The organism is Marinomonas sp. IMCC 4694 (assembly GCF_008122525.1).
Classification (GTDB): domain Bacteria; phylum Pseudomonadota; class Gammaproteobacteria; order Pseudomonadales; family Marinomonadaceae; genus Marinomonas.
Map to the genome: position 1 here is coordinate 2,874,077 of NZ_VSRV01000001.1, position 14,608 is coordinate 2,888,684.

A 14,608-nucleotide genomic window follows, 5' to 3' on the forward strand; every position below is an offset into this window, starting at 1 on the left:
TTTATCCTTTTACTGCACCTGCGGTCATCCCTTTTACAATTTGCTTATTAAAGAAAATAAACATAATCAAAGGTGGAATGGTGACAAGAAGAATGTTCATAAACAACAAGTTCATTTGCGAAGAGAACTGACTTTGAAAGTTATAAAGCGTTAACTGAACCGTGACGTTCTCTTTACCCGGCAAGTAATACAGAGGGTTGGTAAAGTCATTAAATATGGTGACAGATTGCACCAAGATCACCGTTACAGTGACCGGTTTTAACAGCGGCAATATGACCTTAAAAAACACCTGCCAAGGTTTGGCACCATCAATGATCGCGGCTTCATCTAAGTCTCTTGGAATGCTGGCAATAAAAGAACGAAACAGCAGTACCGAGAAAGAAAGACCATAGGCCACCTGTATCAAAATCATACCGTGCAGGGTTTTAAATAAGTGCAGTTCTTTCAGGAGCCAGATCGTTGGCACAACGGCGGGAGGAATCATTAATCCGGCCAATATCAAGGCGTAAATAAAGCCATTCCATTTCGATGGTCTTCTTTGTATGACATAACCAATCATAGCTGCAAAAATAACCAACAATGAAATAGCCCCAACAGTAATCACGGTTGAATTAAAATAGGCTAACAGCAACATGTAATTTCTTGCTTGAACCACCGCGACCAAATTTTCCCAGAACAACCATTCAGAAGGCCATGATAGGCCTAATTGAGACGCTTCTGCAGCCGATTTCACCGCCGTCAAGCCAATGAAAATAAAGGGGGTGACAAAGAGTAAAATCCCAATAGTCAGAGCAATAACACCATTGATCACTTGCTGGCGTTTCATAAATCCACCTCTCTACGGTTAAACCAATACGTTAGCGGAATCACAAGCAAAGCCACCAATGCAAACAAAATGATATTGCCCGCGGTAGAAAGCCCATAGAAACCAGCCTGATATTGTTTGTAGATAACCGATGCTAGTACGTCGGACGAAAATCCAGGACCGCCTTTTGTCATCGCCCAGATAATATCAAAAGAGCGTAGGCCACCAATCAAAGAAAGAGTCACCACGGTTACTGTCGCAGGACGAACCAAAGGAACCGTAATCCGGAAAAACATCTGCAACTTAGTGGCCCCATCGATACGTGCCGCTTCATAGTAATCGGAACTGATAGTCGCAAGACCCGCAATATAAATCAGTGTTGCCAGCCCAACTCCCTTCCAAATATCCACCAAGACAACAGAGAAAAGCGCCAAATTAGGATCGATAAGCCAAGCAGGGCCTTGAATACCAAAATAACTTAACCCTACATTTAGCATCCCTCTTGCTGGGTGCATGATCTCTGCGAAAGCGATACCGACACCTATGGTAGAGACCAAAACAGGGAAAAAGATCAAGGTCCTTAAGAAGCTTTGCCCGAGTAAGCCTGATGTTAATAAAACAGCCAGTAACAATCCCAAAACGGACTTAGCTATGGATGTAAGCACACCAAAAATCACCGTATTAACAACGCCAGTTATTAAAAAGGGCTCCTTCAAAAACTGACGATAATTCTCTAAGCCAATAAAGCGGGTTTCAAATAAATCCCAATGGGTCAAACTAAACCAAAAAGCGGCAACCGTTGGCACTAGAAATAGCACCAGATACACCAGCCCTCCTGGCAAAATAAACCAATATGGGTAAGATCGACTACTTTTCATAAATCCTCCAATCACCTCCTTGTTAGTCGCTTTTATACGGTACTAACAAGGAGGTAAAGCCCTTACCAATTTGGTAGATTCAGTTGTCTAGCCTGCTTCGCAACATCTTGGTCATAAAGCTCAGCCGCTGATTGCGCGTTTCGAATGCCCGATCCCACTTCAACGGTCAGTTGTTCAAGCATTGGACCTTTTATGGGCGAAAGGAACTCTAAAGCGGGAGCCGTACGGCCTTCTTCTTAAAAATAAGGCAACATGTCTTTCACGGCTGGGTACACATTATCCGGTAGGGTACAGCCTTTGATTAGATATGGGCCGTTGGCACCAATGGCTTTGGTAATGACATCACAAGCGTCGACCGTTGCGATGTAATTCAGGAAAGCTTTGGCTTCTTGCTTGTGTTTACTTTCTTTTGGAATGTAATACCCAGCCGGCATCCAAACCGTTAAACCATTTTTATCCGCGTCATCTCCGGGTTGAGCAAAGAACCCAACATCTTCAATGTAATCTGGTGTGTTCAGCTTAATAGAGGGAATAGCAAACGTCAGCATGGGATAGTGGGCCGCTTTACCCGTCGCAACCATGTTTAGGCCATCGTTATAAGTTGCCGCCCCATAATAGTCATTCAAATAGCCAGCTTCAGACACCTGCTGAAGCTTTTCAAAGCCTCTCAATGCCGCAGGTGTCGTGGCAAACTTAGCCTTGTTATTCGTATAATCCGTCGCAAAACTTGGGTTTTCTGCCTGCACATTAAAAAAATCAGAAAGGACAAGCAATTGTGATGTCCATGTATCTCGATACGTTTGCGCAATAGGCGCAACCTCTGATTTTTCAGCGATGACCGCAGAGTTGTCCATAAACTCTTGCCATGTTTTTGGCACTTTAAGCCCTAGCTCTGCATAAACACGCTTATTGTAAAATATACCGCCACCCATTGCGGTTTGAACCGGAACGGCATAAACATTTCCAGTAGCATCACTCACCGTACTGGTAAAACTGGATAAAATGTTCGAATAATTGGCAATATCATTGATCGGCTCAAGTGTTCTCGATGGCCGTAATGCTTGTAATAACGAGCCTGAGTTGTAGAGAAAAATGTCTGACATCTCTCCCGTCGCAAGGCGCGTCTTGACGATATTATCGCCCTCTCCTCCTCCGGGCCTTAACTCGACATCAAACGTGACATCTGGGTTAAGTTTACTGTAAGCGGAAGTCAGTGCTTGCGTTAAAGCTACCGTATCTGGGCTGTTGTCAACCAGTATACTAAGCTCAGTCGCCAGTGAGACAGACGAGCCCAATACAACCATCGTTGAGAAAATCAGTTTGTTCGCTTTATTTTTCATATTACACCCTCTTTTTAAATTTATTGTTGGGTAAAAAAACAGTCTTTAAAACCACAGGCTAAAGACCAAAGATCAGCTCATTTTTTCCAGTTAAATACACCATTTTACTCGCCACATCATTCACTCGTTGGCCATTCACCTGAACGTCACCTTTATGCTTGCTAAGAGGCAAAGTTCCCGAGCAACCCTCTGGTAAAGAAAGCGTGTAGATGGCTTTGTTGCCCTCCAGTTTCCAACTGGCTTCTATCCGCCCTAAACGACAATCATGCCACATAGAGACCTGACCTAAGGCGGGTAAAAAAGTAGGATCAATCAATACTTCTTGATAACCAGGAGCCTGTGCAACCGGACTGACGCCTGCGACGGACTCGAACAACCACTGACAAACAGCGCCATAGGCATAATGGTTGTAACTGTTCATATCAGGATCATAAATAGTGCCGTCTTGACCAATCGCATCCCAGCGCTCCCAAATGGTCGTTGCGCCACGCTCAACTTGATATAACCATCCTGGCACCTTGTTGTTTAAAAACACCTTTTCAGCCAAATCCGTCATACCAAGCTTGCTTAACGCTGGTAACAAGGCTGGCGTCCCAATAAAGCCTGTACCGATAAGATAGTCAGCGTCCACGATCACATCGTGAAAATATTGCTTGGCAGACTGGAAATACTGCTCTGGCACCAAATCGTATAAAAATGCCAGTGCGTAAGAGGTTTGATCATTGTGCGCAAGACGTCCCGTGTTGCTAAAATACTCATCGGCGAAGGCGGTTTTTATACGCGCAGCACGTTGTTCTAGTGCAGCAGAGGCATCCGTCTGAGCAAGAAGGTTCGCCACTTTTGCAGCTATGTCTGTGGAAATGTAGTGATAAAGAGTCGCCGCACAATCATCCGCAATGGTAGGCCGAGGTTTACGATTATCGCCAACTGGCTGCAACCAATCACCAAAGGTAAAACCATGTGCGCCCCATTTTAGGTTCGGTTTTATGATCGGGCCGTCAGAGATAGACCAAAGGTAATCCACCCAACGCTGTATGGCAGGAAAACATTCTTTAAGCACATCCACGTTGCCATAATGCAAATACAACTGCCAAGGCATCACGGTAATCACATCTCCCCAGCCTGTAGACCCCGCCCAATCACCGAAAAACTTATCGGGATAAAGTCGAGTCGGATCGGGAGAAAAATGCGAAATCGCGCCGTTAGGACGTTGGTCGTGCATCACATCACGTAAATACTTAATAAAAAACGACTCACAGTCGGCCAACCAACAAGCCGTCCCCGCGAACACCTGAGCATCGCCAGTCCAGCCTAAGCGCTCATCTCGTTGCGGACAATCGGTTGGGATTTCAATGAAGTTTGAACGTTGTGACCATAGAGTATTTTGTACAAGTCGATTAACCGCAGGGACATCACACTCAAATCCAGCCATGACTTGCGGAACCGAGGTGAGAGGAATCTGTTGAATAGCATGCAACTTGGCATTGCCTGTTATTTTCACTCTGGCGTAGCGAAAGCCCATAAAAGTGAAACGAGGTTCATACGATTCAATGCCATGTCCGCTTAATGTATATTGGTTTGCCACACGAGCTGCGCGGTAATTTCGGCGATCAAAACGCCCTTCACCGTCTAATACTTCCGCAAAATCGATGTACAGCTTTGCTCCTCTTTCCCCTTCCGCTTTTAAGCGGATAACACCGCTGCAATTCTGCCCAAAATCTACAATCAGATCGTCGTTTTCTTGCCAGGTTTTAAGAGGGGCGACCGCGGGTAATGCTTTCACTGCATTGGTTTCATGTTGCACCAATAACGCATTATCAAACTCGATTTTTTTCACACCATGGGAGACGACGAGCGTGTCTTCGCGCGCGTCATAATCTTCGCCAAAATAGAGACCAGATTGCAACACAGGAGTAACACCGGAACGCCAACTGTCATCCGTCTTACACACTGTCTCATTATCTACTTGAAGCTGTGCAATCACGCCAAGTGTGTCGCCCCAGCAATTTAAGATTTTGCAGTCTTCCCACATTATCTGCGAACGATACCAGCCATCTGCGAGCCAAATTTCGATTTTATTAATACCAGGTTGTAGGTATTCATTTACTTCATAGGTTTGAAAAGAAAGGCGGTCGTCATAACACGTAAGACCGGGGGTAAGGTAATCGTCTCCCACCTTACGACCATTCAAGAATACCTGGTACAAGCCTAGCGCCGAGACATTTAAGTGCACAGCACTGTTAATGGCTGGCAACACAAACTCGGAACAAACAAAACTTGAACGAGACCCAACACCGCCATCACATAATGGCGAGATCATATCGGCGTCCCAAGTTACCGCTAAACCACGTAGATGGGATGAAGCTTTATTACGCATATTAAGTAGTCCTTTTTGCTTATTTTTATAATGACTTTGTAAAAGTGTAGAACGTTATACAAATAATATGTAGAAACAAAACCTCATTTCAAGTACTTTCTATAAAATTTTAAAAAAAATACTATTTCCTTAAGTAAACGGCCTTACATGCAAATTGAAAAAATCATCAAAAAAATCACCATAAAGGATGTGGCGAAAGACGCCGACGTATCTGTGGCTGCCGTTTCCAAGGTGATCCGAAGTGCGTATGGCGTGAGCCCATCACTGAAAGAAAAAGTAGAGAAATCAATTAAGAAGCTAGGTTACAGACCAAACACCTCGGCAAGAGGCATGCGAGGTAAGACCTTTACAATAGGGGTGCTGATTGTCAATTTGGGCAATGCCTATTTGCCAAAATTGCTGGAAAAAATCAACGCGACACTCTCCAAATCAGGTTACAAAATGCTGATAGGCTTAGGGCAAAGCGAGCTGTCTATCGAGTCTTCACTTATAGAATCCATGATAGATAACAATGTCGATGGGCTCATTCTAGTCGCGCCTCACCTGTCTGATTCTGCGTTAGCCCAGTATGCTAAGCAGGTTCCTATGGCCGTTATTGGTCACATTGAAAATACAGCAACAAGCTTTGATACCATCAATGGCGATGATTTCTTAGGCGCAAGATTGGCCACTAAGGCGCTCGTCGAGAAGGGCATAAAAAACATAAAGATGATCAGTCAACCGCTACGAGAGTTTAATAAAGTCGACCTAAATCAAGAACGTGAACGCGGTTTTTTGGACACTCTAAGCGAAGCAAACTATAGCGATGTAACTGAAAAACTCATTTTTAGAGCATCCAATAACGAAGACGAACTTAAAAAAGAACTCGCTCTTTTTTTAGATGAACAAACGCTGCCGTGTGCGATTTTTTGCTGGAGTGACATTCACGCCATTCCCTTGTTAGACGAATGTATAAAACGCCAACTCACACCGCAAAAAGACGTTTTCATTATTGGTTACGATAATACGCCATTAGCGTCCTACTCTATGGTCAATCTCTCTAGTATTGATCAGCAAGCAGAACAACAAGGCGAACTCGCCGCCAATGCGCTTTTAGAACGCATAAAGGGCAGAGTCGCGCCTAAACACCTTCTGGTTGAACCGTCATTAATATCCCGAAACTCGCACTAGGGCTCATTAATAACTCGTTATGAAGCGCTCGAATCAGAATTAAAATAAGGCGTTTTTAGTGGTTTTAATGTCAAAGTTACCATTTCATCAACCGCCCTAAAGTTCACCTATATGTAAACATTAAGCCTTGAGAAAGTTCACTTTAATGTTAACACTTGAATATGAGGAATATAAATTTTTACATCACGGAAGATGGTAAGTCCCCAGTAGCCGAGTTTCTAGATTCACTTTCTAACAAACAAGCCCAGAAAGTTGCTTGGGTACTTCAGTTAGTTGAAGAACTTGATGCAGAGCCGTCCACTTACCTTAAACAGTTGATGGATACAGATAACATCTGGGAAGTGCGCATACAAGTTAGCGGTAATATATTTCGTTTATTAGGTTTCTTTGATGGCGACAACTTGGTCGTCTTAAATCACGACTTTCAAAAGAAAACTCAAAAAAGCGCTATATCTCGCATTGAGAACCATTCGGATGATGTGAAACTATCGACTCTTGAGCGCTTTGCTACTGCACTGGGTAAAAAACTAGAAATCCGTTTGGTGTAATGTTTCCATCTACAAGACTATAAAAAACCACATACAACGCCTCATGAAAGTTCGCACCGGTGTCGGAGTGAGACGTTGTTAATGGTTTTGTTATAGCCGAATTACATTTAGCTAAAGCGACAACTCCCCCACTAAATCCCGCCATTGCTGACGATACAGATTAAGCAGTGGTTTTATTTGCGAGTCACACAGAGCAAGGCTAAGACGGCCTTTTAGCTTTAAGCTTTTGTTCGAAAGCAATGCCGCGCCGCCGGAGGTGCCGGTGACATCGCGAGACGCGTAGATTTCGTTTTGGCTGCGCATGCAAGCCAATAAGGTGAGGAAGTTAATGTTATTGCTGAATGCGCCTTCGACGATCACGGTGTCGCTGCTGTCCATCAGATCCAGACAATAATCCGTCATCAAAGCCACGTACACATCCGCCAAAGCTGACTGCTGAGCGGGCGTTAATTCCAAACCACGGTTAATAATACGCCCTTCGCAGCGGGCAAAGGGCCCGCCGCCTTTGGCAAAGGCAGGCATCGCTAAAATGCCGTGTTCGAGGATGAAGCTAACGTCAATAAAGGTGGCTTTGCTGTCACTGCGCAGCTGCTCCCACTCACGCCCGCCCATAAAGCGAATCGTCGGTGTGGCACGGCCAAGGGCGTCCACATTGGCGAGCATGTCTTTGTCTTCTTGTAGCGAATCCAGTTTACCATTAATGGTGGCAATGACCGTCCAAGTGCCGCTAGACACCACAGTGAGTTTTTCCATCGGTTGCCCGATGTAGGGCACCAGAGACGCGTTAGAATCGTGTATGCCATTGAAAATAACGCAGCTTGCAGGCAAACCAAGTTCATTCGCTAATTCGGGCAAGATGGTACCCAGCTTCGCGCCAGTTTCCATCACCTCAGGAAATAATTCTGACCATTTTTGCTGTTCACACAAAGACGAGAATTGGCAGTTAGTCGGATTCCAAAGATCGGTGTGGCAACCTAACGAGGTCACTTCTGCTGCCTTGTTACCACTGAGCTTATAACCCCAAAATTGCGGATATAAGAGTAACGAATCAACCTCGGCGAACTCATCTGCAAAACGTTCTTGTTGCCAAAACAATTGCGTTCCAAGGTTCAAGCCTTGCGGCAATCTCGGGCTAAAAGACTCACTAAAGTCTGGACGTGCCGCATCGTACTCTGCTTTTAGCTCAGACACGCCATCGTATTCATAATCCAGTATCGGCAAGGCAAGTTGGTCACCCTTCATGCAGGCAATGGTTGCCCCATGTGTCGTAATCGCAATGCTGGCAATAAAATAGCGCGGGGCTAAATCGGCAAGGGTATCTTTGATCCACTGCCAAATAGAATCCACATCCACATGAGGATATGGCGACGCGTCAACGACGCCATTAACACGTTTTTCAATATGCAATAACGCGCCAGTTTGCCCGTCCATTAGGCAGATCTTAATGTTGGTTTTACCAATGTCTAGCACCGCCACCACACGCGTTTTATCTGGCTGCAACACATTAAAGCGAAACACTTCTTGCAGCGCATCAGCGACAGGTTCAAACGATGGTGTTTCGGTTTCCATGATGTCCGCCATGTATTCCCACCAACGCTGCATAACGGGATGATCGGCTAACGCGTCAGAGTCCAGATCATCCGCATCAAAGGTGGCATACAATCGGTTTGCGTTTTGGTCACTCTCATTAGCATCCAAGTGAATATAATAATTGCGGATGCCATGTTGCTTAAGGTGCTCAGCAAGCTCTGGCCAGAGTTCATCATGTCGTTTCTTGTATTCTTCTTCACAACCTTTGTGCAAATACATCACTGAGGCATATCTCATAACGCTTTTGCCTCTTTTCGTTTAAGGGAAGTTTTATACATAGTAATCAGTACGGGCAAACTTACGACCGTAATTAACATCACGCCAACGATGATCGTCATGACGATGCCCGGAATATTCAACAGCCCCATACCAAAGGTGACCAAGCCCATTAGGATCACCGCCAACACCACGCCAGCAATGGTGCCGCTACCGCCCAGAATACTCACACCGCCCAGCACTACCATGGTGATAATGCTAAGCTCCCAACCCATAGCAATACTCGGGCGCGTGCTACCTAAACGAGAAGTAAGCAGAATAGAAGCAACGCCAGACATCACACCGACCAAGGTAAAGAGAATCAAACGGTGTTTATCTACCTTAATACCTGAGTAATAAGACGCTGTCGGGTTATTACCAATCGCATAGGTGTAACGACCAAACGTAGTGCGATGCAGCAACCAATAAAACACCAAGGCAAAGAAGGCAAACAACACCAGCTCAAACGAAAATACCCAATAAACATAACCTTGCCCAAAGAACTCAAAGCCATCAGGATAGTCTCGTACAACTTGGTCGCCCAACAAGATATAGCTAATACCACGAAATAAACTCATGGTACCGATTGTCACCACAATGGAGGGAATCTTGAAACGCGTCACCAAGATGCCATTAAACAGACCACAAGCCGCGCCCGCCAAAATGCCAACCAATGCGACCGCATAAACGGGTGCGCCCATTTGTGCGACTAACCCCATCAAGGTACTGGAAAGCGAAATAATAGCCGCCACAGAAATATCAATTTCTTTGGCGATAATCAGCATCGCCATCGGCAAAGCGATTAAGGCTTTTTCGGTAAAGTTAAAGGTCGCATCCGATAGATTCCAAGGGTCTAAAAAGTAAGGGGATAAATAAGAATTCATCACGCAGACTAAAAAGACGATTAAGACCAAAAAACTTTCCCAGCGTAGCAAGCCCTGTAGTTTGCTGGTAAACATTGAATCCGGCGTTGCTGATTTTTTTATTGTTGTATCCATATGCGCCTCTAATTAGCTCGTATTTCGTCATTTGCATTGGGGTTACGTAAGATAATCCTCGCCTTATCTTTGCCTGATGTTGCATTGGCTATGACGGCGATAATAATGACCAAACCAGAAATCGCCATTTGCCAAAACGGTGAGACACCAATAATGGGCAAGGCGTTATTCACCACGCCGATAAACAAGGCGCCAATCACGCAGCCCACCACTGAGCCCAAACCGCCAACGATACTCACACCACCAATCACGCACGCTGCGATTACTTGCAGTTCAAAGCCATTGGCAACATCCACATAGGCAACCGCAAAGCGCGATACCCACAAATATCCACATAAACCAGATAAGGTACCCGACACTAAAAAAGCATAAAACTGCACCTTACCCACGTTTACACCGGAGTAAAATGCGGCCATTGGGTTGCCGCCTGCCGAATAAAAGTTACGTCCCCATACACTGAACTTCATTGCCCAGAAAAATAAGATAATGGCAGCGACGGCCATCCAGCCAAGCACAGGCATGGATAAAATTTCATAGCGGGGTAAGCCTATAAAAGACTCGCTCATTTGGTGAGAATTCACCCACGCACCGTCTGATAATAGAAACGTCGCGCCACGATAAATACTCATGGTACCAAGGGTAATCACAATAGAAGGCACTTTTAATAGCCAAACAAATAAGCCGTTAATCGCCCCTAACAAGGCGCCAATAAACAGCGATAAAAATATCAACAATGACATATGAAGCTCGGGGAAATATTGATTCACCATGGCGACAAACATGCCAGTAAAGGCCACGTTGGCGGCCACAGACAAATCAATACAACGCGTTAGAATGACTAACATTTGCCCCAACGCTAGCATGATCAGAATCGATGTGTCGTTAAAAATGCTGACACTATTCGATAGACTAATAAAATCAGGACTGATCACTCCAACACCAAAAAACATCGCCAGCACAATGATACTGAGCACGCCTTCACGGGAGTAAATTAAACGTTTTAACATGTCACACTTCCCCCAGTTGCAAGAGAAACCACCTTCTCAGGCGTTGCGTCAGCACGTGATAATTCACCGACAATTAGGCCTTCGTTCATCACCAATATACGATCTGACATACCAAGAATTTCTGGTAACTCCGACGACACCATGATCACAGACAAGCCTGAATCCACCAGCTCAGACATAAACTCATGCACCGCCGCTTTCGAGCCTATATCAATACCTTTGGTTGGCTCATCCAAAATGATGACTTTCGGGTTGGTGGCGAGCCATTTAGCGATAACGACTTTTTGTTGATTACCACCCGATAGGTTCATCACCTTTTCATCCCAACAAGACGCTTTAACCTGCAAACGCTCACAATATTGGCGAGCCAATGCCATTTCGCCTTCTTGGTCTATTTGTCCGTGTTTCGCTAAACGCTCCATCTGCGGCAAACTAACGTTCTGATAAATGGGTAATTCAAGCACTATGCCTTGTTTCTGACGCTCTTCTGGCACATACACAATGCCGTTATCAATAGCCTCTTTGGGTGAGTGAATAATCACTTCTTTACCATTCATTTTGACAGAGCCAGTCACATGATCCGTGGTACCAAACAAAGCCTGCATCACTTCCGTTCTGCCAGAACCTACCAGACCATAAACGCCAAGGATCTCACCTTTTTTAAGGCTAAAACTAATATCGGCAAATTCCGTTGTGTGACATAAGTTACTAACTTCTAAAAGTGTTTCGCCAATTTCTACGTCTTTTTTGGGGTATGTTGCTTCGATGCTACGCGCCACCATCATTTCCACCAACTGCGCTTCATTGGTGTCTTTGATAAAACCTTCCCCCACATAACTGCCATCACGAAACACGGTATAGCGATCTGCCAAGGTGAAAATTTCATCGAACTTGTGGGTTATAAAAAGAATCGCTTTGCCTTGATCTCTTAACGTATTTACCAGTTCATAAAGCTCGTGAATTTCATGATGAGATAACGCCGCTGTTGGCTCATCCAAAATCACTACTTTGGCATCAACAGACAAAGCGCGAGCGATACCGACCATGTGTTTTTGGCCAATACTTAATTCGCGTAAAATTTGATTAGGGTTCATGTGAGCATTGATTGACGACAAAATTTCTTGAGAGCGAGTCACCATCGCAGGCCAATCAATGGAAAAATGTTTGGTCATCGGGCCTTTTTTCATTGGGTAATTACCCAAAAAGATATTTTCGGCCACCGTCAGATCATCAAACAACACGGTTTCCTGATGGATCGCAGTGATACCTAAGGCATGGGAGTCATGAGGGGAGTGAAACTGCACAGGCTTACCATTAAAAATAATTTCCCCACCATCCGGCTGATAAATGCCTGTCATGGTTTTTACTAGAGTCGATTTACCTGCGCCGTTTTCACCGATCAAAGCGGTCACTTGGCCAGGATAAAGATGAAGGTCGACACCATCCAGCGCTTTCACACCAGGGAAAACCTTACTCACCTTTTTTAGACTAAAAATTGCATTGTTCATAACGGCTGCTCTTATTGTTATTCATTATGAAATTATTGAACAAGTAAAACCCCACCCTAGCCCTCCCCTTCATAAAGGGAGGGAACAAAAGCTCTTAGCTCCTCCCCCTGCTAAGGGGGAGGTTGGGAGGGGGTTAATAGCGACTAGAAAATTGAAGAGAATTCATCAACGTTTGAAGCATCGTATATAAAAGGCTTCGCCATTGCGCCGTCGCCATTTTTGTCTAGCTCAAGCGTGCCCATACGACCCATTGGAATTTCGGTTTTCGTGCCTTTGCCTTTCACAAGGTTGTAAGCCAGCATGGTTGCTGAATAACCAAGATCGATTGGGTTCCAGATAGCAAAGCTATGAATGGCACCACTGTGCACATGACCTGCTAATTCAGAAGGAAGACCCAAACCAGTCACGTACACTTTGCCTGTTAATCCCAAATCGCTAACAGCTTGCGCGGCCGCCAAAATACCAACCGTAGTTGGTGCCACGATCACATCTAGATCAGGGTGATTTTTGATCAAAGCGGTCGCTTCACGGAAACTTTTATCCGCCAAGTCATCACCATAAACTGTGTCAACCAGTTTTAAATTGGAGAATTCACCCAAGGATTTTTTCATTTCCTCGATCCAGATATTTTGATTAGTCGAGGTAGGGGTCGCACTCAAAATCGCAAAAGTGCCAGATGTTTTACCTTTCTGAGCCACGGCATCTGCCGCTAATTTCACGTTCATACGGCCGATGAGACTGTTACTCGATGGGTTTAAATGCACTTCTCGACCGGCTTGGCCCACACCAGAATCCCAAGAGATGACTTTGATGCCACGTTGTTGTGCTTTCTTGAGCGAAGGCACTAGGGCATCTGCATCATTGGCAGATACGGCAATGGCATCGACACGTTGTGCGATTAGCGAGTTGATGATTTCGATTTGACCTTCGGCCGTAGTGGACGTGGGGCCGGTGTAGATAATTTCTACATCACCCAGCTCTTTTCTCGCTTCTTCTGCACCGCGATAAGCCGCTTCAAAGAAACCAATCCCCATGGCTTTGACCAACAAAGCAACACGCACTTCTTCGGCTGCAATTGAATGGGAGGCGACTAATGTAGAACAAGCGAGAACCAGTGATTTTACTAAAGTACTTTTCATTGTTATCTCCAAGAGTGCGTCCATTTCCAACGGTTGCTAAAAGTGCGATTGTGGATCTGAGCCGCATATTATTGTTTTTGTTGTCCTGCAATGATTAAGCGACAGCCTGCCGACTCAATCATATCTTTACTCTTGTTATCGATACCGTCATCCGTAATCACGATATCAATATGTGATAGAGGGCAAATGATCATACTTGAGCGGTTTTGAAACTTTGTACTATCAACCAAAAGCACCCGCTGATCGGCTCGATTAATAAATTTCATTACCGCTTGTACGATCTGAGGATCTGTCTCCATCACACCATGAGAATTAACGCCATAAGCACTGATAAAGAGCATGTCTGCAAAAATGTGTGTGGTGATATCCGTTGGATAAGGGCTCAGGATAATATTTTGCTCCCGATGAATCTTACCGCTCGGCACAGTCACACTGCATTTGCTCTTTTTTACCAATTGATCGGCAATTACGAATGAGTTGGTAAACACCTGCAACTTCATATTACGCATATGCTCGGCCATGGCGGATGTCGTCGTACCGCCACTAATCATGATGGACATTTTATCCGTCAAAAGATCTGTCGCGGCTTTGGCGATATTGCGCTTTACTTCTGTGTTCAAGGTTTGACTCACAGAATAAGGCCGCCCAACCAAGCTTGCATCTGAAGGGGGGTTCAGCGACTCCGCACCACCTCGTACCCTTTTTAACAAGCCTTTCTTGTCTAATAATGCAATGTCCCGACGTACGGTGGCTTCTGACGATCCCAGCATTTCTACCAAGTAAGTCACTGTCACTACCGGACGCGTATCCACCTCAGACAAGATCACTCTATGCCGTTCAATTTCGTGCATAAATAATCCTCGAAATTTAATATAATTGTTTTTCAATCATTTTCAAGCATTTTCGTAAAATAATGTTTGAAAATGATTGGTTATGATCTAGTATGTACGCTATCAATCATTTTAACCCGCTGATTGCTCATAACAAATATAA

12 protein-coding genes are annotated in these 14,608 nt (G+C 44.8%); 2 read left to right on the forward strand and 10 right to left on the reverse strand.

The window, feature by feature from the left end:
• Position 1 precedes the first annotated feature (1 nt).
• From FXV75_RS13110 to FXV75_RS13125, 4 genes are all read right to left on the reverse strand, one after another.
• Entirely contained in the window at positions 2-826 is an 825-nt protein-coding gene (locus FXV75_RS13110) for a carbohydrate ABC transporter permease (RefSeq protein WP_148834050.1), read from the reverse strand.
• Positions 823-1,683, reverse strand: coding sequence for a carbohydrate ABC transporter permease (locus FXV75_RS13115; protein ID WP_148834052.1), 861 nt, complete (start codon positions 1,681-1,683; stop codon positions 823-825). Before FXV75_RS13115 ends, FXV75_RS13110 begins: the two co-directional genes overlap by 4 nt.
• A 236-nt stretch (positions 1,684-1,919) precedes the next feature.
• Complete coding sequence (locus tag FXV75_RS13120) at positions 1,920-3,023, reverse strand: ABC transporter substrate-binding protein (protein WP_222863136.1); 1,104 nt, start codon at positions 3,021-3,023, stop codon at positions 1,920-1,922.
• A gap of 58 nt (positions 3,024-3,081) precedes the next feature.
• Entirely contained in the window at positions 3,082-5,400 is a 2,319-nt protein-coding gene (locus FXV75_RS13125; protein ID WP_222863137.1) for an alpha-L-rhamnosidase, read from the reverse strand.
• A 147-nt stretch (positions 5,401-5,547) separates the two neighbouring features.
• On the opposite strand from FXV75_RS13125, the gene FXV75_RS13130 reads away from it, so the two are divergent.
• The gene (locus FXV75_RS13130) at positions 5,548-6,570 is read left to right on the forward strand and encodes a LacI family DNA-binding transcriptional regulator (protein ID WP_148834054.1); all 1,023 of its coding nucleotides are present in this window, start codon (positions 5,548-5,550) and stop codon (positions 6,568-6,570) included.
• 161 nt (positions 6,571-6,731) lie between these two features.
• A complete protein-coding gene (locus FXV75_RS13135) occupies positions 6,732-7,118 on the forward strand; it encodes a type II toxin-antitoxin system RelE/ParE family toxin (protein WP_148834056.1) in 387 nt (128 codons plus the stop codon).
• 111 nt (positions 7,119-7,229) lie between these two features.
• On the opposite strand, the gene FXV75_RS13140 is transcribed toward FXV75_RS13135, so the two are convergent.
• From FXV75_RS13140 to FXV75_RS13165, 6 genes are all read right to left on the reverse strand, one after another.
• Positions 7,230-8,945 carry an L-rhamnose mutarotase gene (locus FXV75_RS13140; RefSeq protein ID WP_148834058.1) on the reverse strand — a complete coding sequence of 572 codons (1,716 nt, stop codon included), beginning with the start codon at positions 8,943-8,945 and terminating at the stop codon, positions 7,230-7,232.
• A complete protein-coding gene (locus FXV75_RS13145) occupies positions 8,942-9,961 on the reverse strand; it encodes an ABC transporter permease (RefSeq protein WP_148834060.1) in 1,020 nt (339 codons plus the stop codon). The genes FXV75_RS13140 and FXV75_RS13145 overlap by 4 nt, the downstream gene beginning before the upstream one ends.
• A gap of 8 nt (positions 9,962-9,969) precedes the next feature.
• Entirely contained in the window at positions 9,970-10,968 is a 999-nt protein-coding gene (locus tag FXV75_RS13150) for an ABC transporter permease (protein WP_148834062.1), read from the reverse strand.
• Positions 10,962-12,476 (reverse strand): sugar ABC transporter ATP-binding protein, encoded by a 1,515-nt coding sequence (locus FXV75_RS13155; RefSeq protein ID WP_148834064.1) that lies wholly within the window; start codon positions 12,474-12,476, stop codon positions 10,962-10,964. The genes FXV75_RS13150 and FXV75_RS13155 overlap by 7 nt, the downstream gene beginning before the upstream one ends.
• A 143-nt stretch (positions 12,477-12,619) precedes the next feature.
• On the reverse strand, positions 12,620-13,615 hold the full coding sequence (gene rhaS / locus FXV75_RS13160) for a rhamnose ABC transporter substrate-binding protein (RefSeq protein WP_148834066.1): 996 nt from the start codon (positions 13,613-13,615) through the stop codon (positions 12,620-12,622).
• Between the two features lie 68 nt (positions 13,616-13,683).
• Positions 13,684-14,466, reverse strand: coding sequence for a DeoR/GlpR family DNA-binding transcription regulator (locus FXV75_RS13165; protein ID WP_148834069.1), 783 nt, complete (start codon positions 14,464-14,466; stop codon positions 13,684-13,686).
• Positions 14,467-14,608 lie beyond the last annotated feature (142 nt).

What these genes read in the sequence shown, in the direction of transcription:
- FXV75_RS13115 (WP_148834052.1), bottom strand. Translation starts at nt 1,683, where the DNA reads ATGAAAAGTAGTCGATCTTACCCATATTGGTTTATTTTGCCAGGAGGG.
- FXV75_RS13125 (WP_222863137.1), bottom strand. Translation starts at nt 5,400, where the DNA reads ATGCGTAATAAAGCTTCATCCCATCTACGTGGTTTAGCGGTAACTTGG.
- FXV75_RS13155 (WP_148834064.1), bottom strand. Translation starts at nt 12,476, where the DNA reads ATGAACAATGCAATTTTTAGTCTAAAAAAGGTGAGTAAGGTTTTCCCT.
- FXV75_RS13135 (WP_148834056.1), top strand. Translation starts at nt 6,732, where the DNA reads ATGAGGAATATAAATTTTTACATCACGGAAGATGGTAAGTCCCCAGTA.
- FXV75_RS13145 (WP_148834060.1), bottom strand. Translation starts at nt 9,961, where the DNA reads ATGGATACAACAATAAAAAAATCAGCAACGCCGGATTCAATGTTTACC.
- FXV75_RS13140 (WP_148834058.1), bottom strand. Translation starts at nt 8,945, where the DNA reads ATGAGATATGCCTCAGTGATGTATTTGCACAAAGGTTGTGAAGAAGAA.
- FXV75_RS13130 (WP_148834054.1), top strand. Translation starts at nt 5,548, where the DNA reads ATGCAAATTGAAAAAATCATCAAAAAAATCACCATAAAGGATGTGGCG.
- FXV75_RS13150 (WP_148834062.1), bottom strand. Translation starts at nt 10,968, where the DNA reads ATGTTAAAACGTTTAATTTACTCCCGTGAAGGCGTGCTCAGTATCATT.
- rhaS (WP_148834066.1), bottom strand. Translation starts at nt 13,615, where the DNA reads ATGAAAAGTACTTTAGTAAAATCACTGGTTCTCGCTTGTTCTACATTA.
- FXV75_RS13110 (WP_148834050.1), bottom strand. Translation starts at nt 826, where the DNA reads ATGAAACGCCAGCAAGTGATCAATGGTGTTATTGCTCTGACTATTGGG.
- FXV75_RS13120 (WP_222863136.1), bottom strand. Translation starts at nt 3,023, where the DNA reads ATGAAAAATAAAGCGAACAAACTGATTTTCTCAACGATGGTTGTATTG.
- FXV75_RS13165 (WP_148834069.1), bottom strand. Translation starts at nt 14,466, where the DNA reads ATGCACGAAATTGAACGGCATAGAGTGATCTTGTCTGAGGTGGATACG.